Below are 26,004 nucleotides of genomic sequence, written 5' to 3'. Positions count from 1 at the left end.
ACCAATCGGAATATGTATTCCCCCATTTTTCTGCTTCGTCAATGAGGACGGGGGGGTTAGGAATCATTGTGAAATCTTACAGAAAGGGTATAATTGTAGCAAAAAGGTTTGGAGGCAGTATTATGAAACCGTCGGTATCCAAGATTTTTGAGCAAAAGCCTGAAGTATGGGGACTTAGAGGGGATCCTTATTTATGGGATGAACTTCAACAGGCTTTCACCACGATTCCATTACCTTGCTCGAAAACGTGTTTTATCCACCATTTTGAACAGTTTTTTCAGGAACTCACAAATCACCCGTTGAAGACGGAATCCGCTTTTTGGGTAGAAAAATACGCCCATGGGGGTATTTCAAGTGGGGGTATTAGTGTAGAGTTTTGGCAAAAAACCGCTCTACCGCTTTTAATCACCCGATTACAAAAAGTAAGTAAAGAATAATAGAAGCAATTCTAAAAGCACTAAGAAAATAAAAATAAGAAAAAAGCTGCCAGAAAATTATGATTCACTTATCAAATACTGTACTTATTGGGATGTGATCACTGAACTTGATCCATTTTTCAAAGGAACCTATCTCAAAAAAGCTTAATTGTTTAAGGATTATCTCAGAAGCAAACAAAAAATCAATATGAAAAGGTCTAGCCTTTTCTTTTCTAAAATAATGGGTCGGTATGGATTCTTGCCCGTGTTCTTCATTAAAATAATAATGGTAAGCACTCATAATGCCTAAACTTTTAAGAAGTTCAACAACCTCTGAGTGTGTTCCAACCCTTTTGATATGATCAAATATCTTATTACTGTTCCAGTCACCTATAATGATACATGGCTCCTTTAGTAAAGATTCGTAGTGTTTTAATGCTAAATATATTTGACCTATGTAACTATCATATCGGTTTTTAGTATTTTGTGACCAAACTGCAAATAAAATGAAATCTTGTTCACCAGAGACTATCAAAGGAATTATATAACGAAAATCCTTTTTATAAGATGGATGAAGTTCGATTTGATAAGTATTATTTAATGTAATTATTCCAATTCCCTTGTTTAGATTGGCTCCGAACCAAAGAAACTGATTGATAGCTTTTAGATGATTGCTTGCTCTCCATTTTTCAGGAGCTTCACATTCAGGAATGACTAAAATATCTGCTGTAAAAGGGAATATTTTTTCAATCTTATCTCTGAATCGCATTGCTGCATTCCAGGTAACTAGTTTCATTTATTAGACCTCCTTATTTAGACAAATAAAATACATATAAAATACAATGAGATACTAGTTTTCACTATAAAATTCGCTGCTTATATTAATTCTTCCTTTTTCAACTAAATGGTGCTCCGTTAGTTAAGTGTAACACTTCACAAACAATCTTTAATTAGAATTCTTACTCTTCCTATTTCCTCAAGAATATGGTCCGATTGCTGAACAAGAAAAAGTCTTGCATTTCAAAACAGGATTTTTGATCAAGCTTTATTTCAAAGCTACATTTAGAAACATACACAGCACTGTCGACCATGTACATATGAAAATAACCCCTCCCAACCCCCTTACAACCTCCTCCCAACCCCCTACCAATAAATAAATCACTAAAAAGAAACAAAATAAAAAACAAAAAAACTACTACAAGCATTCCTTCGAAGTAAAGTAGTCGTAGTCATTTTTTTTAAAAATATAAAATAAACCCGCCAAAATTCCTTTCTCACTCCTATATACATCATGGAACCGCAAATTACATATGTTTCATTAAGGGAATGGGAGGAATACACATGGCAGTATACCGTAATGTACAGGTGAATTTTTGGCAGGATGATTTTGTACTCGATTTAACGCCGGAGGAGCGATATTTTTATATTTATTTGCTGACTTGTTCGAAGACGACGCAGTGCGGGATTTATCCGCTTCCGAAGCGTTTGGCGGAGATGGAGACAGGTTATAACAGGGAGACTGTTGAGAAGTTGCTGCAGCGCTTTGTTGAGTATGGAAAGATATTATATGATGCGGAGACGAAGGAGTTATGCATCCTAAATTGGCTGCGTTATAACCCGATTACGCATACGAATGTGGAGAAATGTGTATTGCGTGAGCTGAAGGCTGTGAAAAGTAAAGAGTTTGTCCAAATGTTTCTTCGGAAGTGTTTGGAGGACGAGATGAGTATTCCGCTACTTTTAGAGCAATTCGGTTCACCTTATGATGTGTCTGATATTGTTACTGAGGAACTGATTGATCAGTATGGGGCAGAGGAACAAGGTGAGGAAGAGGAGGAAGAAACGGGAAATGGTGTATTTCTGTTTTATGAACAGAATTTCGGTAGTTTGTCGCCTTATGTGGGGGAAGAATTAAATGAGTGGGTGACAGATTTATCGGAGGAGCTAGTTTTAAAAGCGCTTCAGATTGCTGTTGAAAATAATAAGCGGACGATTGGTTATGTGAAGGGAATCTTGCGGGAGTGGCATAGAAAAGGCTATATGAAGCTTAGTGAAGTGGAACAGGCGGAAGTGAAGTTTCGGAAGAAGGAGCCGCCTGGTATGCAAGAGACGGAGAAGTTTTTGGCGGAGTGTGAAGAGTGGGAGAAGAATACTCCGTCTGAAGAAGAGTTGCAGAAGTTCTTGCAGGAGCATGGATGGCGGCCATGAGCATTCAAAATATCGAGGCTGAACAGACGGTATTGGGATCTTTGCTGCTTGAGGGGGAACTCATTAAGGAATGCCAGTTAACTGAACAGCACTTTTCTACGGCGATGCATCGAGCGATATTCAAGTTGATGCGGGAGATGGACGAAGAAGGGCAACCGATCGATCTTGTTGCGCTTGTTTCTAAGATGGACCCTGGCTTTTTGAAGCAAGTTGGTGGTATTGAGTATTTTGTAAATATCATTGAGAGCGTTCCTACTACAGCTAACTTCTCGTATTATGAGGGGCTTGTTCGGAGTGCGTGGAAAATGAATCAGGCGGGAAGTGCGGCACACAACATGTGTGAACGGCTTCTTGCGGAGAAGGATGAAAACGTCATTCGTGAGACGATTACGAGACTTTGTGAACTAGAAGAAGGGAATTGTACACTTGATTTTGATTTAAAGGATACGTTAGTCGATCTGTATGAAGAGCTTCATCAAGATACAGATGAGATAACGGGCATTGAGACAGGTTTTACAGCTTTAGATAAAATGACATGTGGCTTGCAGGAAGGTGACTTCGTTGTGATTGGAGCGCGGCCTTCGATCGGAAAAACAGCGTTTGCTTTAAATATTGCGCTTCATGCGGCGAAATCGGAAGCGGCAGTTGGATTGTTTTCTCTAGAGATGAGCAATAAGCAATTGCTGAAACGAATGCTTTCTTGTTTGGGCGGTGTATCAGGGGAACGGCTGAAAAATCCGACGCATCGTTTTACGATAGACGATTGGGGGAGAATGAGCCGGGCATTTGCGGAAATTGGGGATCTGCCCATGGAAATCTATGATAAGGCTGGGGTTACAACGCAAGAGATTTGGGTACAAGTGCGCAAATTGAAGCGAAAGTATGAGGATAAAAAATTGCTTGTAATTATTGATTACTTGCAGCTTATTACAGGTGATTCAAATTATAGAGGAAACAGGTTTCAAGAAATGAGTGAAATCTCTCGTAAATTGAAGTTAATGGCACGTGATTTAAACGTGTGTGTAATCGCACTGTCACAACTCTCCCGCGGTGTAGAGTCACGTCAAGATAAGCGCCCGTTTTTATCTGACTTAAGAGAGACAGGACAGATTGAGCAGGATGCGGATTTGATTATGCTCATGTATCGGGAGGACTATTATGATAAGGATACAGAGCATAAAGATATAACAGAAATTCAAATAGCGAAGCATCGAAATGGACCTGTAGGGACGATGAAGCTGAGATTTTTGAAGGAGTTTGGGAAGTTTATGGAGAGGGAAGGGTAGACATGTTTTTGAGGTTTTTAACAGTACCCGGGCAGAAGTCCACTTCCTCAAGCACGTGCAGGACATAATCTGGTGGTAGGGAGGGGATGAATGTTGGCTACAATATTGTCGTCAAACCTATAACTCTGCTCTTCAGAAAAACGGCTGCTCAGATTCAATTCTAAAAGCCGATATGAAACGCGATAATTATAATAGTATCAAAGGTTTTAAATCATTATAGGAAGAAAATACAACACTTTAAACAACAACATCAAAATTTCGAAGTTAAAATAAGGTGTTATTTGAGTTTTCAGGAACTTATACGTACAGATTAAGACGATTTGTTGGTAGGACTCCTTTTGTAGCTATGTCTAACGGCGTTGACGAAATTTTAAATTTAGGCTATTATGTACGTATATCATTGGAATTGGGTAGTAATTGTTTAAATACAAGCTAAGCCTATTCATTAGTTTGCGTAGAAGATTTTAGGTACTTCTATGCATTGTAATGGATTGGCTTTTTTTATTATATTGGGATAATAGATAACCCCTCTAACATGAAATATATAGTGAATCCATACTAAAATATCCTTGATGGGAGTGAAATATATGGAAGTTAAAAGGAATCTAAATAACAATGTCGTTATTACGGAAGATAAAAACGGTAAAGAGATAATTGTTATGGGAAAAGGAATAGGCTATCAAAAATCAAAAGGTGATGTGATTGATGAAAGTAAGGTAAACAAAATATTTCGCATAGCCAATCAAGATATATCTACTAAATTACAAGAACTGCTAAATAATATACCTATTGAACATATGAAACTGTCAGATGAAATTATTGGATATGCCCAAAGCAAATTAGGTAAAAAACTTAATGAAAGTATTTATATTTCATTGAGTGATCACACCCATACTGCAATTCAAAGAATTAGAGAAGGAATTCAGATAAAAAATGCACTTCTTTGGGAAATAAAACGATTTTATAAAGATGAATTTAATATTGGAATGAAAGCACTGGATATTATAGAAAAAGAAACACATATCCGTTTACCTGACGATGAGGCAGGTTTTATTGCTTTTCATATTGTAAATGCTCAGTTGGATAAAGAACAGCCAATCGTACAAGAGATTACACAGTTGATTCAAGAAGTGCTGACAATTGTAAGATTTCATTTTGGTATTGAGATTATGGAAGAATCGGTTTCCCTTTATCGTTTTATTAGCCATTTAAAGTTTTTCGCCTCTAGGCTAATTACGAATAGCACCTACAGTAGTGATGGATCTGATGAAGAGTTACTTGAGATCATTAAAAACAAGTATGCGAAAGAGTTTGAATGTGTTTCGAAGATTCAACTATTTATCCATAAGAAATACGGATACGATTTAACCTCAAATGAAATAATTTATCTGACCATCCATGTAGCAAGGGTGGTTCGGGAGTCAAGTAGATAGGTAAAGGGACATTAAAGGTGGTGATGACTGTAAACGTGCAATACATAGCTGGATGGTAACATTAAGTTGGCCAAACCTTCACTATTTCTGTTAATAAATACAAGAAAAAATGGAGGATTAAAAAATGGGGAAATACAACGAATTAGCAAAAAAAATTATTGAAAATATAGGTGGAAAGGAAAATATAAATAGCTTAACACATTGTGTAACTCGACTACGGTTTAAATTGAAGGACGAGGACATCGCAAATGATGACATCCTAAAAAATATAGATGGTGTTGTCACGGTTATGAAAAGTGGTGGTCAGTACCAAGTCGTTATCGGAAACCATGTGCCACAAGTCTATGATGATATTAGTGCACTGATTGACGTAGATCAACTGAATGCATCCCAACAAGGTGAGCAAAAGCCTGAAAAATTACTAAATAAGGCAATTGACATTATATCAGGCATATTCCAGCCAATATTAGGTATTATGGCTGCATGTGGTATGTTGAAAGGACTAAATGCGCTGTTCATTGCTATAGGATTATATAGCCCAACTTCGGGTGGCTCAATGGTCATTAATGCAATTGGTGATGCTTTATTTACTTTTCTACCATTGTTTTTAGGTTATACTTCAGCGAAAAAGTTCGGTTTAAAACCCATGTTAGGCTTAGTTGTAGGGGCTATTATGTGTTACCCAAACATACAAGCTAGTGTTGTTTCTTCAAGTACTAATGCAATGTACACATTATTTCAAGGTTCCATGTTTGAAGCGCCGATTTACCTGGACTTCTTTGGCATACCTTTAATTTCGATAAATTATACAGGGACAGTTATTCCTGTTATTTTAGCTGTATATTTTGCTGCAAAATGCGAAAAAGTTTGTAATAAGTTTGTACCAGATTTACTTAAATTCTTCTTTGTTCCGATGCTTACATTATTAATTGCATTACCAGTTGCTTTTGTTGTAATTGGCCCACTTGCAACATTTGGCTCAACGGTTGTTTCTGAATTTGTATTTGCAGTTAGAGACTTCAGCCCAGTGTTTGCTGGCATCATCGTAGGAGCTACGTGGCAAATACTAGTTATCTTTGGTATACACTGGGGATTCATACCAGTATATCTAAATAACATTATGACTATGGGATACGATAATGTGATGATGCCTTTCTTTGCTTGTACTTTTGCAACTGCGGGAGTTGTCCTAGCAATTTTACTTAAAACAAAAGACAAGAAGATGAAGGAAATGTCTTTACCAAATTTCCTATCCAGTATATTCGGGGTAACAGAACCAGCTATTTATGGAATTCTATTACCCTTAAAGAAACCGTTTATTATTAGTTGTATTGCTGGTGGGATCGGTGGAGGCTTCTATGGATTCTTTAATTTAAGAAAGTTCATGGCTGGTGGAATGGGTATTTTTGAATTACCTGCAATGATTGAACCGGATGGAGCAATGGGGAATTTAATTGTCGCGGTTATTGGTATTGCAATTTCGATGGTAGTCGCATTTATATTGACGATGATTGTCTATAAAGATAAAGAGACTGTTTACGCAGATGTGAAAGAGGCTCAAATTGAAGTTAACCAAGATGAAAAGAAAAGTAGATTAGCGAAAGAAATAATTGAAAGCCCAATAAAAGGTGAAGTGATTCAATTAAAAGATATAGAAGATGCAGCTTTTTCATCAGGTGTATTAGGTAGTGGAGTTGCAATTGTACCTGCAGAAGGAGTGGTTGTAGCCCCTGTTAGTGGGGAAGTAACAGCGTTATTCCCTAGTTTACATGCGATTGGAATTATATCGGATAATGGCGTGCAGATTCTGATTCATGTTGGTTTAAACACAGTCCAATTAGAAGGTAAAGGATTTAAAGCTTATGTAAAACAAGGCGATAAGGTAAAAAAAGGGCAACATTTGCTAGATTTCAATATTGAAGAAATAGAACAGGCTGGTTACAGTGTTGTTACTCCAATAGTTATTACGAATTCCACAGATTATTTGGAGGTTGCGGAGAATAAAGAAGGTAACGTGGATAGAGGAACGAATTTAATTACGGTTATATTTTGATACCAAAGACGGCCTAATCTAGGCAAAAAGGTTTTCTATACATGGTTATTAGGAATAATACTTCGATATTGGAGGAATGAGTGATGAAATTTAGTGATGATTTTTTATGGGGTGGTGCTACCGCAGCCAATCAATGTGAAGGGGGATATGACGAAAATGGGAGAGGACTTTCGAATGTTGATGTATGCCCAACAGGAGAAATTCGATCTTTAGTAATTACAGGAAAGCTGAAAATGTATGATTTTGATGAAAATTACTATTATCCAGCTAAAAAAGGCGTTGATATGTACCATCATTTCAAGGAAGATATTAAACTATTTGCTGAAATGGGCTTTAAGGTTTATCGAATGAGTATTGCTTGGACTAGAATCTTTCCATTAGGTGATGAAGAAAAACCAAATGAAGCGGGACTTCAATTTTATGAAGATTTATTTAAAGAATGCCGTAAATATAATATAGAGCCCCTCGTAACTATTACTCACTTTGATTGTCCGATGCACCTGATTAAAGAATACGGTGGCTGGAGAAACCGTAAAATGATCGATTTCTATATACAACTATGCCAGGTTGTTTTTAAAAGATATAAGGGTTTAGTTAAATACTGGTTAACATTTAATGAGATTAATATGATTTTACATGCGCCATTCATGGGGGCGGGAATTTATTTTGAAGAAGGTGAGAATAAAGAAAAGATAAAATATCAAGCTGCACACCATGAACTTATTGCAAGTGCCAAGGCAACTAAAATGGCTCGTGAAATAGATGAAAATAATGTAGTCGGCTGTATGTTTGCGGCAGGGAGTGTATATCCTTATAGTTGTAATCCAAATGATGTTTGGGAAGCAACAAAATTAGATCGGGAAAGTTATTTCTTTGTTGATGTACAAGCAAGAGGAAAATATCCGAACTATGCTCTAAAAGAAATGGAACGTAATGGGACGATGCCAATAATGGAGAAGGGGGATGAAGAGCTCCTCGCAAAATATACAGTAGACTTTATTTCCCTTTCTTATTATAACAGCCGCTGCGTAAGAACAGATGGCGATGAGGGAGATAATGCAGAAGGAAATTTATTTACATCCACAAAAAACCCTTATTTGGAGTACAGCCAATGGGGATGGCCCATCGATCCATTGGGGCTAAGAATTACTCTAAATCATGTCTACGATCGTTATCAGAAGCCATTATTTATTGTAGAAAATGGGTTAGGGGCAAAGGATGAAGTGGACAAAAATGGTTATGTGGAAGATGATTATAGAATCGATTATTTAAGAGAACACATCCAAGCGATGAAAGATGCGATTCAGGTTGATGGGGTAGATATTTTAGGATATACAACATGGGCACCTATAGATTTAGTGAGTGCAGGATCTGGCGAGATGGACAAGCGGTATGGATTTATTTATGTTGACCAGGACAATAAAGGAAATGGAACATTAAAAAGAAGTAAAAAGAAGAGCTATTATTGGTATAAAAAAGTTATTTCCACGAATGGCGAAGATTTAGATTAACTAGTGTAGATGGCTTAGTCACAGGGTTGCAGTTATGATAGCTTCTCCGATAGGTAAGTCATTTTAAAATATCTAATAGTGGTCCAAAGGGACAATTTCCATTTAACTTAGAGGAATTGTCCCTTTGGTTATTGAGCTTTCTTTTAATTGTTTAGATGAAATATATATTTGTAGCCTTGAAATAAATTTTGATTGAAAAAATGCTATTAATACTGATAAACTAGCAAAAGAAAAGAGCCTGTTTTGAAAAAAAGTTCAACCAAAACAAGCTCTTCCTATATTAAATTAAATAGTTGTTTTAAAAAAGTTTGACCATTTTATGTTCTTCCTTCAACCAATGTACCTGTTAGCTTAATAGTCAGCTTTGAACATTTTTAGGTTTTTCAACATATAAACCTAAAGCATATCCACAATTTGAACAGAAATATGAAGATATTGGTGAAGATTTGCCTCTTGGATTGTTATAGGGAAACATATGCACCACTCCGTTACCTGCGTTTATAATCCCTTTCTCAATTTGATTATCACTACATTTAGGACATACTTTCTCTTCTAGCATTTTATCTCCCCAATCTTTTATTCAAGTTTCATTTTCATATATATTTTAACAAAAATTTGAAATGTATTGTTCCACTAAACAGCTCCTTTAGTTCCATAAAAAAACGGAAATCACACATAGTTTTCGGTTAAACTTATTTCAAAAAGGTGCGACTTTTTTATAAACAGTTCAAATTCAAGAAGGTAACCATGATTCTAGTAAGTAGTGCAATATCAGCAGCAAATGTTTTTATTGAATGCCATGGAGATCCTATACTATAAATTAGTAATGGAATAATAGTAATAGATATAACTAAAAGTATAATTCCGGATATACGCCATAAGCTTCTTTTACGAATCTTTCCTGATTTGGCCTTTACTAATTGATAAATAAAGGTTCTGGTTCAAAAAATTACCATTAAATTCTTCTATATCATTGTTATGATAGAAGGGATATGTTAATGTATGGAAGGGGGTGGTTTTATGAAGTTTGGTAAAAAAGGATTATTGATTGCAGCAAGTTTAAGTCTTTTTGCTTTATCTGCGTGTGGAAAATCTGCAAAAGAAACAGTCGTTTCTTCAACAGAAAGCATTTTAAATGCAAAACAAATGGAAGCAAGCGGTTCAGTTTCTTTTAAATTCGATTCTAATGCGAAAGATATGAAACCAGAAGATAAAGCGGCAATGGATATGTTAAAAAACGTATCAATTACAGTTGATTCAAAAACAGATAAAGATGCAAAAAAAGACGAAATAACAATTGGTGCAAATATTAAAACAGATGGAATGAAAATGGATGTATCGATTCCAATGTTTATGGATGAAGGGAAAAAGGCTTTATATGTAAAAGCGAATAATGTAAAATCACTATTACAATTAGCTGGCATTCCTGGTGATAGTTTTTCTACGCTAGAAGGAAAAGTTATCAAAATGGATATGAAAGATTTAGGAGAAGTAGATACAAAAGAATCTATGGAAATCCAAGAGAAAGTACAGAAAGCGTTATTAGATGCAATCAAAGCGCTTCCTGAGGACAAATTTACAAAAGAAAAAGATGTATATACTGTGAAATTAACAGGTAAAGATTTAAAAGCAGTGATTGAAAAGGTATTTGATGAAATGTCTAAAATGAAAAACTTCACTGGAACAAAACAAGAAATTGCAGACTTTAAGAAAGAATTGAAAAATGCAAATTTCGGTAAATCTTCTATTTCTTTAACTTATACAATGGATGGAAACACAATTAAAAAACAGGATGCAGTAATTCATATCGAAGCAAAAAATCCTAAAGATGAAAATGAAACAATTAAATTTGATATGAATATTCATTCTAATATCAAATCTATCGATAAACCAATCAAATTCACATTCGATACTTCTGAAAAGAACATTGTTCCAATGGATGAGTTGCAAAAAATGATTGGTGAATTTATGAATCAATCCATGATGAATGGTGGAATGGATGGCGGGAAAGTAACTCCTCAACCAGCTCCAATAGAACCTGCAGCATAAAAAAGAGCACTACTAGTGCTCTTTTTTATTTAGGCAAGTGAATGTATATTTTACACTTTACTTATTTCTGCCTCCCAATCACAACACCACTCACCATATATAAAACGGAAGCAATATAAAAAATGGTACCAATCGTTAAAAAGTCGACTAGATAGCCTGTTAAGATGACAGCTACTGCACCGCCAATTGAAGTCCATACGTGGTATTTTCCTATTTCATAGCCTGCTTCTTTACTTTCTACTTTTCGGGCCAGCGATGTTTTTTCTGTGTTTCGTTGCACGGCACCTAAGCAACCCATAATAATTTGTAGAATGTAAACGTGCCAAACTTCTGTAGCAATGGGAAAACAGAGCATTAATACCGCCATAGACCAAGCGTATACAATTAATAGCTTTTTATCTCCAAATTTGTCAGAGATCTTTCCGATTAGTGGATAGACTAAAGCTGAAGTTAACGCAAATAAGCCATATGCCCAGCCAAATTGAGAGAAACTATCTCCAACATTTCGAAGCAGTAGTATGTAAAAGGGGAATACCATACTACCGGCCATCATGATGATGCTTTGTGAAGTTACAAATCTTTTATAGGTCATTCACGGTACTCCTTATAAAATAAATTTACAAAACGTTCTTGCGGATCGATTTCTTTCTTCTTTTGAAGGAATTCTTCTATACGAGGATATGCCTGCTTAAGTTGCTGCTTCGTTGGATAAGAATAATACGGTAAATAATAACTTCCATTGTGCTTTAAAGTAACATCTATCATCTTTCCTAACACTGCTTTTGTTTTCTTTATTTCACTCTCAGAACGTCCTTGATTAATAAGGAGCACAAGTGCGAACATATCATCTTTTGTATAGGATAAAACAGCATTCTCGTTTTTTTCTACATAACGGATCGTAATGTTAAGAAGGTTTAATTCTTCTTTGTTTAATACATTTCGTAAATCATCTATATACGCTGTAAAGTGATTGATAGGTACGAAATATTCTTGTAAAACCTCTGTGCGATTTGGGTTTTCGTATTCCATAAAAGTACTATCTGATCGCATCACATTATTTCGAGTTTCATATGTTCCATTTATGTGCTCAATGTAATTCCTTTGTATATCCCAAAATATATTTTTTCCCCAATCACTATACCTTGATAATCCAAGGAAAAGTTTTGGCGCAGCAATAATATTTTCTTCTTTTAATTTGCTGTATTCTTTCCGTTTATTTTGGTTCTCTGCTAAAACATAATCTGTCACATACATTTCTTTTAAAAATGAGGTTGGAGCTACGGAAATACGTGCTAGGTGCATTCGAACATTCTCGTCCTTTTTTACCTTTTCTTTAAAATATGATGTATATTCCTTGTAATCTAGCGTTCTCGTTTTCATTTCATATAGTTCGTCTTCGGTTAACTTAAGTGTCACATCTAAGATCACGCCGAATAATCCATAACCGCCAATCACATAAGGAAACAAATCGGCATGTTCTTCTCTGCTTACATTCTTAACCGTACCATCTGCCATTAACAATCGAAAGGATTCTACCGTATCAATAAGTGCTTCATGACGAATATCACGTCCATGTACATTTACACTTAATGAACCGCCAACTGTAAAAATATTTTGAGACTGCATCACTTGCACAGCAAGGCCATATGGATTTACTTTCCTTTGGATATCATCCCAGGTCACACCGCTTTGCACGCGAATTCTCTTTTTCTCTGGATCAAACTCTACTATTTTGTTATATCCTTTCATATCAAGCACCGTACCATTTGGATAATAAGTTTGTCCGCCTTGGCTATGCTGCATTCCTGCAATTGAAATTTTCTCACCTGAAACATTAGCATCTTTCACTAGCTTCTGTAAGGCCTGCTCATCCACTGCATTTTCAACCCGTTTAATCTTTGTAGGAAGCAATCTACCTACATCGCTCATAACAGGATTGGTTGTTTGTTTTGTATATGTATATACAGATGTCATACATAATAAGCTATATACAGTAATGCCTATTATTATTGTTCGTTTTTTCAACATACACTCTCCTTTTTAGTTGTCATGTATATATGAGATTTATATTATATCTTTTTATACAACGAAGGAACATGGTGTAAATAAAAAAGCAAGTTATAATAAGAAAAATCTCCTCTGTGATAACGTGCTCGTTCACATGTATAGAACTAGAATTGTAATACCTTAGGATTCTCTCTATGCTCATCAACTTAAGAATATTTATTATCCCCTTTTGTGAAAAACGTTATTCCTTCTAAACAAGATAGATTAATGTGTTTTCTGTTGACACTTCCGACGTGAATCTGTAAGGAAAAGAAATACACCTTTTGCTTGCAAAAAACATCTATCTGCACGAAAATAAAAGAGGTAAGAGTTGTAAAAAATGTTATAAAATCCAATCGGTATCTTTTAGTGAAGTTCCCCTATCAATAAAGTTTAAAACAGCCTTGTTCAAAGGAGTTTTTTTATACTTTTCTCGCTTAGGGGAGGTCATATCAGTTCTTGAGGAATGTATGGTAGTCTTTTTACCTTTTAATCTTGTTTTATGAAAGTATTAATATTTGAAGACAACAATAGAGTATTCATATATAACGAACCGAAGAGAGGAAACTAAATATGAGGATGAGTACGATGAAAAAAATGATTGGTTTAATCTTCTTAGGTATAGCACTCGTTATTTTTGTTTTTTACTATCAGAAGCATTCTAATTCAGAGCGAAAAGAGAAGATATACGTTGAGGATTTTAAAGAGAAAAATGATTCTGATAAAATTCAATCAGCAATCAATAAAGCAAAGGATAATAAAATAAAGACTGTTTTGCTTGATGACAGAAAGTACAAGATTACTTCCCCTATCGTTGTAAAGCAAGGTGTTAAGTTATTATTCGGATATGGAACGCAGTTCATTGTTGATGGTAACTTCAGGGTGATTGAAATAGAGAAGAATGCTTCAATTGAAGGGGCCTATATTACCATTGATGATGCGAATTTTAACTCGGAAGTAATCTATTTAGATGGTAAACATAAATATTATAACACTTGGAACAAAACATATATAAAGGATATAAATATTATCAATTGGTCTGAAACGAACAAGGGAACAGGTATATCGTTATACGCTGGTGGAAGAGAACATGAGATTTCTTTTGTTAATTTTGAAAACGTTAAGGTAGTAGGAATGAAGAATGGAGTAAAGTTAAAAGTAGATAGACCGAATTCTGGAGATGCTTGGATAAATGCGAACCGGTTTTTGAATTTCTCTTTAGAGGATTGTGTAAACATGATTTACATGGATAGTCATTCAACGATACCGAATGAGGCGAGTGGGAATCAATTTACTAATTTACAGATACAACCTTCAAGTAAAACAAAAAGTGTTTTGAAGGTGAGCGGACAACACAATGAGTTTCATGGGATGGTGTGGGATTTGAACCAGATTAAGCATGAGAGGGCTATTATTGAGCTTACGGATAAGAGTATGGATACGACCATTGATGTTTCTTCGGTGCCTACGAGCAGAATCTCTGATAGGGGACAAGCAAATAAAGTGGAACAGTAATTGTAATGTTCTCTCAATCGGACATTGCGAGCCCCCTATGAGGCAATTATAACGTATAAGTTGAATGGGGCATGATGATGTAAAGTGGAGCGTTTTCGAATCCTCTAAGTGGTAGAAGATGAATCTTAGTTTGTTGTATTCTCATAGTTTAGACGTGTTAATTTGCCCTTGATCATTTATACTCAATTTCCATTTTGTTCCGTTTGGAGAGGTCAACGTCACGGCATTCCCCTTTTGGAATTCTAAATCTCCATATAATGTGCCGCCAGTAGTTGGCAACCATGAGGAGCCATGTTGTAAAGATGATTTTGCGAATATTCTATTTATACGAAATCTCTTGTGATCTTGTGTATATCCGCTTAGTGTTAGTTTAACTTTATACAACGTAGTTGCTCTTACGTCTGAAATTACGGTGTTTCCGACATTAAATTGGAGATCTTTAGCAACCTCCCATGCTCCGTTTGGGCTCCGCTGATATTCAATTAAAATACGACTTGGACTTTCATTCCATCCAAAATAGATGCCAATACAATTCAGCATTTTAATAGGCTGCTTAAAAAAATCTAACTCGATTACAATTGGCTGAGTGTTAGGAACATCTAGGTAATTCACACTTTGTTCATCGAGTAGGTTAAAACAATTACTAATATGTCCTCCGTAAGGGGCTTTTCCAGAAAGTTGGCGTATTGTATAGCGGGTATTTGCGTTTACTAAGATATCATCTTGATTTCCAACTAGATGCGCTTTTCCTAATGCAAGAGGAGGGTATATAGGAAGAGATGCTTCATGTGGTGAGGTGCAATGGTTGTATAGGCCACGATCAAGAATAGATGTGGAGGCTTGATTTGAGAATAGGTAGTTATGATGAGAAGTGGAAGAAAATTCGATAACGAGAGGGGGAGCATCCATACGAAAGACGTCCCATATTATTCCATCAAACATATTATAAGCACCGGAACATCGGATTACTTTCTTTGTTTGTTTCCGGCATTGTACTTGGATTCCGGTAAAGGTGTTCCCAGAAATTTCGTAAGGTAATTCACCATTTCCTACAATCTCGATACCGTACTGACAACCATCTATGAAGATAGAGTGGAAGGAGTTTGCATTAATCCAGCAAGGATTGTTTATATCCTCGAGTTTTTCTGTTTTTAAATAGATGGCCGTATGAAAGTTTGTGATTTGAATTGAGTATGCCTTAACGAAACTTATGAAATCCCATGCTTTTGTGCAAGAGAAATGAATTGCAATACCTTGGTAAGTGGTTGTACGGTTTATTATATTAATATTTGATATACAAGTATGATTATGAATTTCTATTTGCTGGGCACCAGAAAGAAAAAGAACGGATGAGTTAAAGCTGTTGTCCACGATTTCAATCGAGCCACCAGAGATTGAAGAGTTTTTTTGAAGTTCAAACACTTGGAAATTCCCTTTGGCGATTAATGTTACAGTGGGATCCATTTCAAGATGTACATTTGATTTCATAACAATAGGAGAGGATATAGTGTATTGTTTCTTCCCGGTGATAACAACTTTGGAATAATTGTTGGCCACGCAATAATCAATGGCTTCTTGAATAGCTGGGGAATTATTGAGTAAATCTGGACTGGCACCAAAACAATCAATATTAACAACACTTTGATTTTGGCAGTCTTCAGCAAAGTTATGAGGTTCTGTCAACTTATAACACTCCTTATATAGTGGGGTATTATATAATATGCATGTTAAAAAAAATGCATATGTATAAAAGAAAAAACAAACGATGACCTCGTTTGTTTTTTTAATATTGATAGGTTTCAAGTGTAGAATGAATCATATTTGAGAGGGAAAAGGATGTTTCTACTTTTTCTCTTGCCGCTTTTCCTAAATATTTTCTTAAGTCTTGATTGTCATGAAGGAACTGGATTTTTTTTGCAAATTCTTTTTCAGAATGATGGGAAATAAGAATTCCGGTTTCTTCATCTATAATCGCCTCTTTGATACCGCCAACATCGACAGAAATAATAGGGGTTCCAGAAGCCATTGCTTCAAGGACTACCATCGGAAACACTTCTCTTTGGGACGTTAGAAGCAACAAGTCCATATTGCAAATAAATTCATATGGATTAGATGTATTACCTAAAAGCTTCACCTTATGATTTAACTTGAAATCACGAATCGTGTTTTCAATAAAGTCCCGTTCAGGTCCATCTCCAGCAATATAAAACATTACGTTACGTACATCTTTTAACTCATTTGCAATTTTTAAAAAAAGTTCATGGTTTTTCTCTTTTGATAATCGGGCTAAAATTCCGATATTGAGGGTTTCTTTAGGTTGTATTTGTTGAAAAGAAAAATGTTTTACATCAACACCATTGTAAATCGTTCGAATAAGGTCTTTTTTTATACCAAATTGCAGTAATCTCTCTTTTTCAAAGTTACTAACTGCGATAATTTGATCAACATGTTGATTTAACACTTTTTTAAATAGCGCGGGCAACTTTTTTTCAAGTATTGTAACATTGTGTTTTGTATAAACCAGCTTAATTTTTCTCCCTGTGATTTTTTTTATTGCGATGGAATACAGTAACATTCTGAGACTATTTGCATGGATCACATCAATGTCCAATTTCATTACTTGTTTACTTAATGTATAGAGGTTAGCAGGGTGATTTTTTAAGCTTAACGGAATAAAATGATGCTTCTTATGAATTTGTTGATATAACTCACCTGTGGCAGCTGCTGAATAAAACGTCATGTTTTCATCTTTGAGATGGTTTTCTAATTTGCAAAAATACATCTCAGCGCCACCTGTTATGAGTTTATCGGTTAATAATAGAATATTGTTCATTTTTTATTTCCCCCCACTGGATATAGAAGTAGGTCGGCCTCCTCTGCTTTTCTTGTATGCATGATAGGCATATTGACTAAAATAAAAGTTGGCTTTTACAAAGTTTAACTTTTCTTGGTTTCGTAACAGTTTCCAATATCGGTAGGCAGCTTTTAATTTATTTCTTGAAGTAGAATTACTTACAATGCGATATTTAGATAAAATCTTTTGTAAGCCATAGGCTTGATATCCTAGCCGTAATAATACTAGCCATAGGGCAGTATCTTCAGGTTGGATAACGGGCATTTCAATTTGTTTCAATTGAAGCCGATCTAATATTACCGTTAAACATCCTATCGTTGTATTTCCTAGAAGATATTTGTAATCTACGACTTTTGGTGCATGAACTTGCACATTCATTGCATTTCCTCGTTCATCAATTAAAGAATACGAGGTAAAAGAAAAGGCTAGATTACCTTTTTGCATAAAAGTGACTTGTTCTTCTAGTTTGGTAGGTAACCAGAGGTCATCGCTGTCTAAAAAGGCGATATAATCTCCTTGAGCTTCTTTTAATGCTATATTTCTAGCCCTAGCAGCACCAGTATTTTGATTTAAAGTAATAAGTTTAATTCGCGGGTCTTTTTCTATATATTGTTTGATGACATGAACGGAATCATCCTTCGACTGATCATCAACGATAATCATTTCCCAGTTAGCATATGATTGAGCCTGAACGGATTCAATGGTTTCTTTTATAAAAGGAGAGCTGTTATAAGAGGGGGTGATAACGGAAACCAATGATTCGCTATTTTTTTTTGTGTATATCATAAAAACCAGCCTCATTTCTTTCATATACAGAAATGTATTTTAAAGCAATTGCTAAAAAGGAGAAAAGCGCTTCATTAATCATGAGAGAAAGGGATATCATCTGCAATAAAAAAGCAAACAGTGTAAGAACAATAAAGGGTTTTTTATTATGCAATTTCGTTCTAAAGAGCTTGATAATGAACAGTAATATAAAGGAAAAGTAAAAAAGAAAACCAATAATGCCTGCCTCTACTAAGATTTCTAGATATGTATTATGAACATATAGTTTTTCATTATGTTCAAATGCGTAATAATCTGAAAAGTTAAAGGCGCCGATTCCCAATAGGGGGTGAGACATAAAATAGTGAATCGCCTGTTTCCATAATTCAAATCGACCACTTCCTTTATCAGCAGAAAAGTCATTGATACGGCTGGAAATGATCTGATTCAAATCGATTTGAATCAAAGAGCATGCGGCGTAGACGACAACTAGGCATAACAGAGCAATCATTATCATTTTTACCTTTTTTAGAAAATCCGCTAATAGGATATACAAAATGATAACGAGTATTAGGGCGACAATACCGCCCCTGGAAAAAGTAAGAAGGTTGGTAATAATACATAAGATGAATCCAAATGAGTTTTTAAATCCTTTTAAGTGTGTTAAGTAAAAACAAAAAAATAATGTATTATAAAAAATGAAGATGTTTGGGTCATCAAGTAGTCCAATTAATCTTGGATAATCCCTATCTAATAGTAATCCGTAAGAGGTAATCTCAACGCCTGTTGGGGATCCTCCGGTTATCTGCAGTCCAATTATGTACAATAACAAACTAATCACGTTAAATAGTATCCCGACATTTGCAATGGAAGATTCAATAGCAAGAATTGAAGCTTGCTCCATCATATATCTCATGATGAAGTAGCAAATAAGGACAAGGATTACTCCTAGAATGACGCGAATACTTGATTCTGGATACTGTGAAAAAGCACCGCTTAGACAATAGGTAAAATAAAATAAAAACAATAAAATTTCATAATGATAAAGGGGGCGAAAGTAAAAATCTCGAAAATAAATACAGAAAAAAATGGCTAGAAAAATCATGTAAATTTTTAATGAAAAACCGATGGACAAATTATATTTACTAAGTGTGATAAAAAATAGCAAAAGAAAAACTTCTAAAGTAGAAGTATTTCTTTTAATTTGTAATCTTTCCATTCTCCCGTTGTCCCCCGTCTTTTAAATGATTGATATTCTGTTGTTTTTTCTTTCTTATAAAATCTTCAATCAAGTCCCGGATTGTTCGATCAAATAGTAAAACCATCGTAGACATTAAGATAATGGTAGAGAACATTGCTATAAAAGGAAACTTATATAATAAGTAGTGTAATAGGATAAAACTTATCGAAAAGTAGGATCCATATGGAATAATGACTTTATTTAATACGGCTCTTCTGATTGGATTAGCTAATATATAACCAATCAATGATACGATTTCCATCGTTAAAACAGAAAAAGCTGCTCCCGCTATTGCATAAGTAACACTCAGATAATAAAAAGACACTAAGCCAATAGAGATGGTTATAAATTGAACGATAGTACGGCGGTTTTGCAGTCCTCTTGTTGTGAGACCATCAGCTATGGCGATGTTAAATCCTTGTAAGACAATAATAAAGGATAATATTTTTAACGGTTGAACCGCAGATCCCCATTTATCTCCAAATAAAATCGTGATCAGATAGGGAGATAAATAGAATAAAGATATTGTCATGCACATCCCAATCAAGGACATAAATTTCATTTGCAGGATATTTAATTCTGTATGTTTCTTTACCTCCCCATGACTATAATGCTTAAATAACAGTGGGAAAAATGCACCTGCAATAACCCCTGGTATTTGATAGAGGGCTGAGGGGATCCGGTAAGCTACTGCAAAGAGCCCAACAAGTCCTAAGGGAAGTGTTTTTTCTAATACTAATGGACCTAGTTGTGGAGTTAAGATAATAAATAACCCACTCATTAAGAACGGACTAATATGGATCAGTAATTTTTTTTGAAAAGGGACTTTCCATTGAAATTCCATGTTTTTTCTGAGTAAATACAGACAGTAAATCCCACCGACTAAATAAGAAAAACCATATAAAAAGGCTGTTACATGTATATCCACTTTGAAGCTTATGCACAAGATGGTTAATATGACTAAGACAATGGACGAGAAGATTTTTATAGATGCGATAAATTGCATTCTTTCAGCTAATTGAAAGTAGGTTATTCCTATGCTTTGTAGCATGAGTCCGATGATTAAAGGAATCATTAAACTATACATCATATAAAGAATTTGTTGTTCATGGTAAAAGATATGGATACCGAAAGAAAAAATAATAAATGTTAACAGTAAACATACTACTCGAACTTTTATATAAGAAAAAAATGTAGCATGAAGGTTTTCTTGTTTTGATCCTTCACGAAGGAACGTATTACTAACTCCTAAATCTGTAAAAAAATGCGTGACCATGGAAAGAGCTAGTGCTACACTAAATATTCCATAGTTCTTTGAGTTAAAGTAATTTGCCAATAGTATGAGCGTACTTGCATTTAAAACATTAGCTAAAATTGTGCTGTAAAGTAAGTGGAATATATTTTTAATAATTGAGTTTGTTTTCTTATTCACTTATTTCTCTCCCGATTTACAACTGTAAAGTCACTTAAGTACAGATGTAGGTTCTTTTCCACTAGGTAAAATAGAATCTTTTTGCTTAAGGTAATAATCATATGTATTCGTAAGACCCTTTTCCAATGAATATATAGGTTGCCAGTCTAATTTTTGAATGCTCTTTTTATTGCAGAGCAAACTTTCTTTGAGATCACCGTCTTTTGCAGGTTGGTAAATGGGGGATACATTTTGTTTTCCAATTGATTGAATCTTCGAGAATACTTCATTGATACTTGTACAAGTTGATGATGATATATTGAAAGTACCGCTCCCATTGTATTTCAATGCCTGAAGATTGGCACTTGCTACATCGTCTACATAGATAAAATCTCTTGTTTGTAAACCATCCCCGTAAATAACAGATTGCTCCTCTTGCATTACATGATTGATGAAGATTGAAATAACTCCGCCTTCACCGCTTACAGTTTGCCTTGGACCATAAACATTGCTATATCGAAGAATAACATAGTCTATATCATATAATTCTTTTGCGAGTTTTAAATACTCTTCAGCTGTTTGTTTAGAGACGCCATAAGGTGATAAGGGATGAGTAGGGTGTGAGACTGGAATAGGCATGATTTTAGAATTGCCATATACAGCTGCTGAAGAAGCAAATATGATCTTTTTAACACCATATTTCTGAGAGAGTTTTATGATATTTGTTGAACCTATTATATTGATTCTTGCATCATTTGTTATATTTGAAACGGAGTTTTGTACGCTAATTTGTGCGGCTTGATGAATTACAAAGTCAGGCTTAAATGTTTTCATCGCTTTTTCTAATGCCCCTTCATCTTCTACGCTATCAAAGAAAGCGAGCCCTTTTGAATGGACATTATTTATGGATCCGGTGGATAAGTTATCATACACAGCAACTTCATAATTATGATGAACTAATTTTTCTACAATATGGGATCCGATAAATCCGAAGCCCCCCGTTACTAGCACTTTCTCCATTTTTTCTTCGCCCCTTCAATATTTATCTAGCTCCATTTCCAGTAAATACAATGGCCAATGTTTGACATAAAATCTTGATTTCCATAGCGAATGATCGATGCTGAATATAATATAAGTCAAATACTAATTTTTCTTCGGGAGTTAAATCATATCCACCATTTACTTGTGCCAACCCTGTTATTCCAGGTGTTACAAGTAAACGATGTTTAAAATTAGGTAATAACTTATCAAACTCTTTATAGAAATATTCTCTTTCAGGTCTAGGGCCAATGAGAGACATATTTCCTTTTAACACATTAATAAATTGAGGGATTTCATCAATTCTTGTTTTTCTTATAAACGCACCTATTCTTGTAACCCTAGGATCCTCTTTACTTGCCCACTGAGGGCCGTTTTTTTCAGCATCTAAAAACATGGAGCGTAATTTTATTAATTTAAAGTCTCTGCCATCTTTTCCTAGACGCCATTGATAAAAGAAAGGAGAACCGGTTGATTCGATTGGAATAAGGATGCAAAAAAGAACTAAAATGGGTGATAAAAGTAACAGCATGAATAACGAGACAACAAAATCTACAAGCCGTTTAACAAGAAGGTAAGATGAAGTTGATAGAGGTTTTGCTTGTATTTCTACCTGTCTATCAATCTTTATTTTTGAGTCCAAAAGTTACCCCCCTTTATGAAATAATAACTGCACCGATTATTTCATGTTTGCTATGCTCGAGTTGTTTTCTTACACTCGCAATTTTTTCTAACTTATCACGACCTTCCTGTATCATTAAAACAACGCCATCACAATGTTTTGCGAGGATTTGTGCATCTGGAGTGTTTAGGAAATCGGATGTGTGAAATAGAATGATATCAAAATGCTCTTTCCACTCATCAATTAGGATTGGAAAGGTCTCAAATGTTAACAATGTCATTGGTTCATAAGGGCCTTCGCCTGTAGATAAACAAGATAGATAATCCGTTATTTCTATTGTAGTATCTTTATTTTGCTCTCTTAAAAGTAAGTTGCTTAGGCCAAATGAATGATCGATATTAAACGCATGGTGTAAAGAGGGTTGACGCAGATTCGCGTCCACTACCAACACTCGTTTTCGTTGTTCTGAAAAAGCTAGGGCCAAATAAGCAGTAGCATTCGTTATATTTTGTGTTTGTGCAAGTGAAGTAATCATTAAGATTGACTTTTCCTTTTGAAGGCTCGGTTCAATCTGGTTACATATGCTATAAAATTGTTCTTTGATGGTGATATCGTATGGATTAAAGAAATATTTCTTCTTAAATTTGATGGCCATTCTGTTCACCTCGTTTCATAGAAGGTAAGGTTTTATAAGCTATTTTTTGTTTGTTTTTTCTTTTTTTTGTATGTAAGTTCACTCTTCCTAATAATGGGAGACCAAGGTGTTCAAGTTCTCGATTGTTGTAAGTGGAATCATCAAAGTGTTCTCGTAGCATTGCCAAGCCAATTCCGGCAAAAAAGCTGATTATGATTGAAATGGCTATAATGAATTTAGGTTTGGGAAAAAGTAATTCAGCTTCTTCTGTTACCTCAGAATTATTAAGAATATTAAGTTGATTTGCATTCGCATAGTTTTTAAATTTAGATATGGATTGATTTACGACAGATTTTGCAATTTTTTTAGCTAATTGTGGATTAGAATCTTTCACTGAAATCGTAATAATCTGTGAATCATTTCTATTTGTAACGGAAACCTGCTTAAGCAAATCATAGCTTGAACGAGTTAGGTTTAACTCTTTTTTTACGCCTATCATGATATATGGGCTTTTTATAATATCCATGTATGACAGAGCGAGCTGTCTGTTATCTTGTACTCTATTTACTGGATTTTCCTCTTTTTCTACGCCTAAAGATCCAGCAAGAACTTGGGTGGAGTACTGGTAAATCGGTTTCATAAGGTACATGGATGAAATAATAATGAACCCGCTAGTACAAATTGTCGTAAGTATAATGATTAAGAATCGCCTTTTTAAAATTTGTATAAACTCTTTTATTTTTACTTTTTCATTCATTTAGTTCACCACTTTTTCAATTTAATAGTAGAGTTTTGGCGTGATTTTCCGAATGGGAATGATCACCTTTGATTTTGAAAAGGTCCTTATAACATGTATACTAGGGCGAAAAAATTATAAACCTAGCATTTGAACAAAGCCGAAACAAAATTTTTTCGACCGAATTTTTACTATGCAGGGCATAGCCATATCGTCATCAAGTTAAGAGTGTCAAGAGGGTATATGTAAGTATGTTTTTGAAATTTTTATGACTACACGAAAGGTGTGCCTAACAAATAAACCAATCAAATGGATACTTAAATAAAGAGGTTGCTCATTATGATATTGCTTCTTATGAATCTTAATAATAAGTGTTTTTTCTGAATATTTATGGTAAGATTTTGATATAAATTGTATTTTTTTGAAATTAATAGAATTTTTTAGGGGGATTTAACTCTTCACAATGTATTTATAAATTCATAAATGTATTACATAAATGTATGAAATAAAATGTTTGGTTTTTTATATGCAGCTTTATTATCTTATTTAGTTAAAAGGAGAATATAATGAATCATTCTATGGATATACAATATTTGTGTGATATCTTATATCAAACATTTCAAGTATCTATTCAATTTGTATCTACAGATGAAAAAGTCTTATATAAATCCATTTCTGATGATATTTGCAGCCCTTTTTATTCTTCTAAGGAAGAACAACTTAGTGAACTTTTTCAAGAAAATGACCTTTATAATTTTCCGCTTATGAGAGGAAACAGTTATCTAGAAAATTTCGTTTTCATTCGCGTAGTAGACCATGAATATATAAAAGGAACCTTTGTTATTGGACCTTCTACATGTCCTAAAGTATCAGAAGATATGGTCATTAGACTTATGAATGAGTTTGGAAAAAATGCTAGCATACAAGACGGAATTGGCTACTACCATTCCATACCTGTAATAAAAAAAATAACTTTAATTGATATAGGAATTTTATTGCATTACATGATTTTTAAAGAAAAGTTAGATGTCGGTGCTGTTTGGAGAGAAAATAAATTATTGGAGAAAACTTCCTATGAAATTGCGAATCCTGATTTATATATTTCAGCCCGTCGTCAAAATAGTCCTAATCATTACGATATAGCATTGGAACGGAAATTTTTCACATGTATTAAAGAAGGGAACAAAGAAAAATTAATACAATATGCATATGCATTTCCACAAGAAGATGCTGCAATTTCGTCAAAAACAAATCAACTAAGAAATCAAAAAAATAATGGCATTATGGCCATTACTCTAGCTACTCGTTATGCGATAGAGGGAAATCTCCCATCAGACATTGCGTTTTCGCTTAGTTCTCTCTATATGGAGACGATTGAACAACTAGATAATATGTATTCAGTCAATAGATTAATTGAGGATGCTTTATGCGCTTTTGCTGATCGTGTTAAAGAATATAGTATTCAAAGATATTCGCATACAATTACTACATGTTTAAATCATGTTAGCAAAAACATTTACCATGAAATATCTCTCAATAATCTCGCTACGCTGCTTGATATTAATCCTACTTATTTATCTAAATTGTTTAAACAAGAAGTGGGAATCCCTTTTAGTGAATATATTCAAAGGGAACGAGTAGAAGAAGCGAAAAAACTATTAACATTAACTACATATCCACTATCAGATATTTGTGCTTGGCTTAACTTTTATGATCAAAGTTATTTCACAAGAGTGTTCAAAAAAATATGTAATATGACTCCTAGGCAATATCGTGAAAGACATACAGTGGTATAGGATACACCAACTTAATTTACCTCTTCATTTATGAGTAATAATACTTTTGTTTTGAATTTTTTCCATGTGTTAAAAATATATGATCTATTTCTTTATGATTTTGCTAACCATATGAACATAATAGGGAAATGGATTTTAAATAAAGAATTTATTTGAATGAGTATAAGAATAGAACACAATAGTTAAGAGGTTTTTGCTTTGTCATGTTCGTCCCTTTTTAACGTGGATTAAATAAATGTTTGAAATAAAAAAGAATCCTATATTTCTTGTGGGACTCTTTTTTATTTTGTATAGAATTTGTTGACTTCATTATAAAGAGTAGTCAAAGGTATAGTTTGAATTATTTTACCTAACAAAGATATGTCATGTGATTTGCATTTTCTCTTTTCCA

22 protein-coding genes are annotated in these 26,004 nt (G+C 34.4%); 9 read left to right on the top strand and 13 right to left on the bottom strand.

The window, feature by feature from the left end:
• Positions 1-122 precede the first annotated feature (122 nt).
• Positions 123-437 carry a hypothetical protein gene (locus AAIE21_RS15585; RefSeq protein WP_343267606.1) on the top strand — a complete coding sequence of 105 codons (315 nt, stop codon included), beginning with the start codon at positions 123-125 and terminating at the stop codon, positions 435-437.
• A gap of 64 nt (positions 438-501) precedes the next feature.
• Here the strand turns inward: AAIE21_RS15585 and AAIE21_RS15580 are convergent, their stop codons facing one another.
• A complete protein-coding gene (locus tag AAIE21_RS15580; protein WP_343267605.1) occupies positions 502-1,212 on the bottom strand; it encodes an endonuclease/exonuclease/phosphatase family protein in 711 nt (236 codons plus the stop codon).
• 545 nt (positions 1,213-1,757) lie between these two features.
• Here AAIE21_RS15580 and AAIE21_RS15575 point away from each other — a divergent pair.
• The 5 genes from AAIE21_RS15575 to AAIE21_RS15555 all read left to right on the top strand — a co-directional run bounded on the left by AAIE21_RS15575 (position 1,758) and on the right by AAIE21_RS15555 (position 8,907).
• Positions 1,758-2,624 (top strand): DnaD domain-containing protein, encoded by an 867-nt coding sequence (locus tag AAIE21_RS15575; RefSeq protein WP_343267604.1) that lies wholly within the window; start codon positions 1,758-1,760, stop codon positions 2,622-2,624.
• Positions 2,621-3,910 (top strand): replicative DNA helicase, encoded by a 1,290-nt coding sequence (gene dnaB / locus AAIE21_RS15570; protein WP_343267603.1) that lies wholly within the window; start codon positions 2,621-2,623, stop codon positions 3,908-3,910. Before AAIE21_RS15575 ends, dnaB begins: the two co-directional genes overlap by 4 nt.
• Before the next feature lie 587 nt (positions 3,911-4,497).
• Positions 4,498-5,343 carry a BglG family transcription antiterminator LicT gene (gene licT, locus AAIE21_RS15565; protein WP_343267602.1) on the top strand — a complete coding sequence of 282 codons (846 nt, stop codon included), beginning with the start codon at positions 4,498-4,500 and terminating at the stop codon, positions 5,341-5,343.
• Between the two features lie 124 nt (positions 5,344-5,467).
• Positions 5,468-7,396, top strand: coding sequence for a beta-glucoside-specific PTS transporter subunit IIABC (locus tag AAIE21_RS15560; RefSeq protein WP_343267601.1), 1,929 nt, complete (start codon positions 5,468-5,470; stop codon positions 7,394-7,396).
• An 83-nt stretch (positions 7,397-7,479) separates the two neighbouring features.
• A complete protein-coding gene (locus tag AAIE21_RS15555; protein ID WP_343267600.1) occupies positions 7,480-8,907 on the top strand; it encodes a 6-phospho-beta-glucosidase in 1,428 nt (475 codons plus the stop codon).
• Between the two features lie 358 nt (positions 8,908-9,265).
• Here the strand turns inward: AAIE21_RS15555 and AAIE21_RS15550 are convergent, their stop codons facing one another.
• Positions 9,266-9,466, bottom strand: a complete 201-nt coding sequence (locus AAIE21_RS15550) for a ZPR1-type zinc finger protein (protein WP_343267599.1) — start codon at positions 9,464-9,466, stop codon at positions 9,266-9,268.
• Positions 9,467-9,927: 461 nt separating this feature from the next.
• Between AAIE21_RS15550 and AAIE21_RS15545 the strand changes: the two genes are divergently transcribed.
• A complete protein-coding gene (locus tag AAIE21_RS15545) occupies positions 9,928-10,956 on the top strand; it encodes a hypothetical protein (protein ID WP_343267598.1) in 1,029 nt (342 codons plus the stop codon).
• A 61-nt stretch (positions 10,957-11,017) separates the two neighbouring features.
• Here the strand turns inward: AAIE21_RS15545 and AAIE21_RS15540 are convergent, their stop codons facing one another.
• Together AAIE21_RS15540 and AAIE21_RS15535 are read right to left on the bottom strand one after the other, a co-directional pair.
• Positions 11,018-11,548, bottom strand: a complete 531-nt coding sequence (locus tag AAIE21_RS15540) for an MFS transporter (protein WP_343267597.1) — start codon at positions 11,546-11,548, stop codon at positions 11,018-11,020.
• Entirely contained in the window at positions 11,545-12,984 is a 1,440-nt protein-coding gene (locus AAIE21_RS15535) for an FAD-binding oxidoreductase (protein WP_481858685.1), read from the bottom strand. Before AAIE21_RS15535 ends, AAIE21_RS15540 begins: the two co-directional genes overlap by 4 nt.
• 606 nt (positions 12,985-13,590) lie before the next feature.
• Between AAIE21_RS15535 and AAIE21_RS15530 the strand changes: the two genes are divergently transcribed.
• Complete coding sequence (locus AAIE21_RS15530; protein ID WP_481858684.1) at positions 13,591-14,517, top strand: hypothetical protein; 927 nt, start codon at positions 13,591-13,593, stop codon at positions 14,515-14,517.
• Positions 14,518-14,658: 141 nt separating this feature from the next.
• On the opposite strand, the gene AAIE21_RS15525 is transcribed toward AAIE21_RS15530, so the two are convergent.
• The 9 genes from AAIE21_RS15525 to AAIE21_RS15485 form a co-directional block, all read right to left on the bottom strand.
• Positions 14,659-16,200 carry a glycoside hydrolase family protein gene (locus AAIE21_RS15525; protein WP_343267594.1) on the bottom strand — a complete coding sequence of 514 codons (1,542 nt, stop codon included), beginning with the start codon at positions 16,198-16,200 and terminating at the stop codon, positions 14,659-14,661.
• A gap of 100 nt (positions 16,201-16,300) precedes the next feature.
• Positions 16,301-17,350, bottom strand: a complete 1,050-nt coding sequence (locus AAIE21_RS15520) for a glycosyltransferase family 4 protein (protein ID WP_343267593.1) — start codon at positions 17,348-17,350, stop codon at positions 16,301-16,303.
• 3 nt (positions 17,351-17,353) lie between these two features.
• Positions 17,354-18,157 (bottom strand): glycosyltransferase family 2 protein, encoded by an 804-nt coding sequence (locus AAIE21_RS15515; protein WP_343267592.1) that lies wholly within the window; start codon positions 18,155-18,157, stop codon positions 17,354-17,356.
• On the bottom strand, positions 18,135-19,355 hold the full coding sequence (locus AAIE21_RS15510; protein WP_343267591.1) for an O-antigen ligase family protein: 1,221 nt from the start codon (positions 19,353-19,355) through the stop codon (positions 18,135-18,137). Before AAIE21_RS15510 ends, AAIE21_RS15515 begins: the two co-directional genes overlap by 23 nt.
• The gene (locus AAIE21_RS15505; protein ID WP_343267590.1) at positions 19,336-20,808 is read right to left on the bottom strand and encodes an oligosaccharide flippase family protein; all 1,473 of its coding nucleotides are present in this window, start codon (positions 20,806-20,808) and stop codon (positions 19,336-19,338) included. Before AAIE21_RS15505 ends, AAIE21_RS15510 begins: the two co-directional genes overlap by 20 nt.
• Before the next feature lie 30 nt (positions 20,809-20,838).
• On the bottom strand, positions 20,839-21,807 hold the full coding sequence (locus tag AAIE21_RS15500) for an NAD-dependent epimerase/dehydratase family protein (RefSeq protein ID WP_343267589.1): 969 nt from the start codon (positions 21,805-21,807) through the stop codon (positions 20,839-20,841).
• Positions 21,808-21,829: 22 nt separating this feature from the next.
• Entirely contained in the window at positions 21,830-22,468 is a 639-nt protein-coding gene (locus tag AAIE21_RS15495; RefSeq protein ID WP_343267588.1) for a sugar transferase, read from the bottom strand.
• A gap of 13 nt (positions 22,469-22,481) precedes the next feature.
• On the bottom strand, positions 22,482-23,102 hold the full coding sequence (locus AAIE21_RS15490; protein WP_343267587.1) for a CpsD/CapB family tyrosine-protein kinase: 621 nt from the start codon (positions 23,100-23,102) through the stop codon (positions 22,482-22,484).
• Positions 23,086-23,838, bottom strand: coding sequence for a YveK family protein (locus tag AAIE21_RS15485; protein ID WP_343267586.1), 753 nt, complete (start codon positions 23,836-23,838; stop codon positions 23,086-23,088). The genes AAIE21_RS15490 and AAIE21_RS15485 overlap by 17 nt, the downstream gene beginning before the upstream one ends.
• Positions 23,839-24,383: 545 nt before the next feature.
• Here AAIE21_RS15485 and AAIE21_RS15480 point away from each other — a divergent pair.
• A complete protein-coding gene (locus tag AAIE21_RS15480; protein WP_343267585.1) occupies positions 24,384-25,613 on the top strand; it encodes a helix-turn-helix domain-containing protein in 1,230 nt (409 codons plus the stop codon).
• Positions 25,614-26,004: the final 391 nt, after the last annotated feature.

The organism is Paenibacillus sp. 102, assembly GCF_039549175.1.
Classification (GTDB): domain Bacteria; phylum Bacillota; class Bacilli; order Bacillales; family Bacillaceae_G; genus Bacillus_A.
Note: the sequence above shows the minus strand (reverse complement) of the source record. Positions and strands in the feature narration are given on the sequence as shown.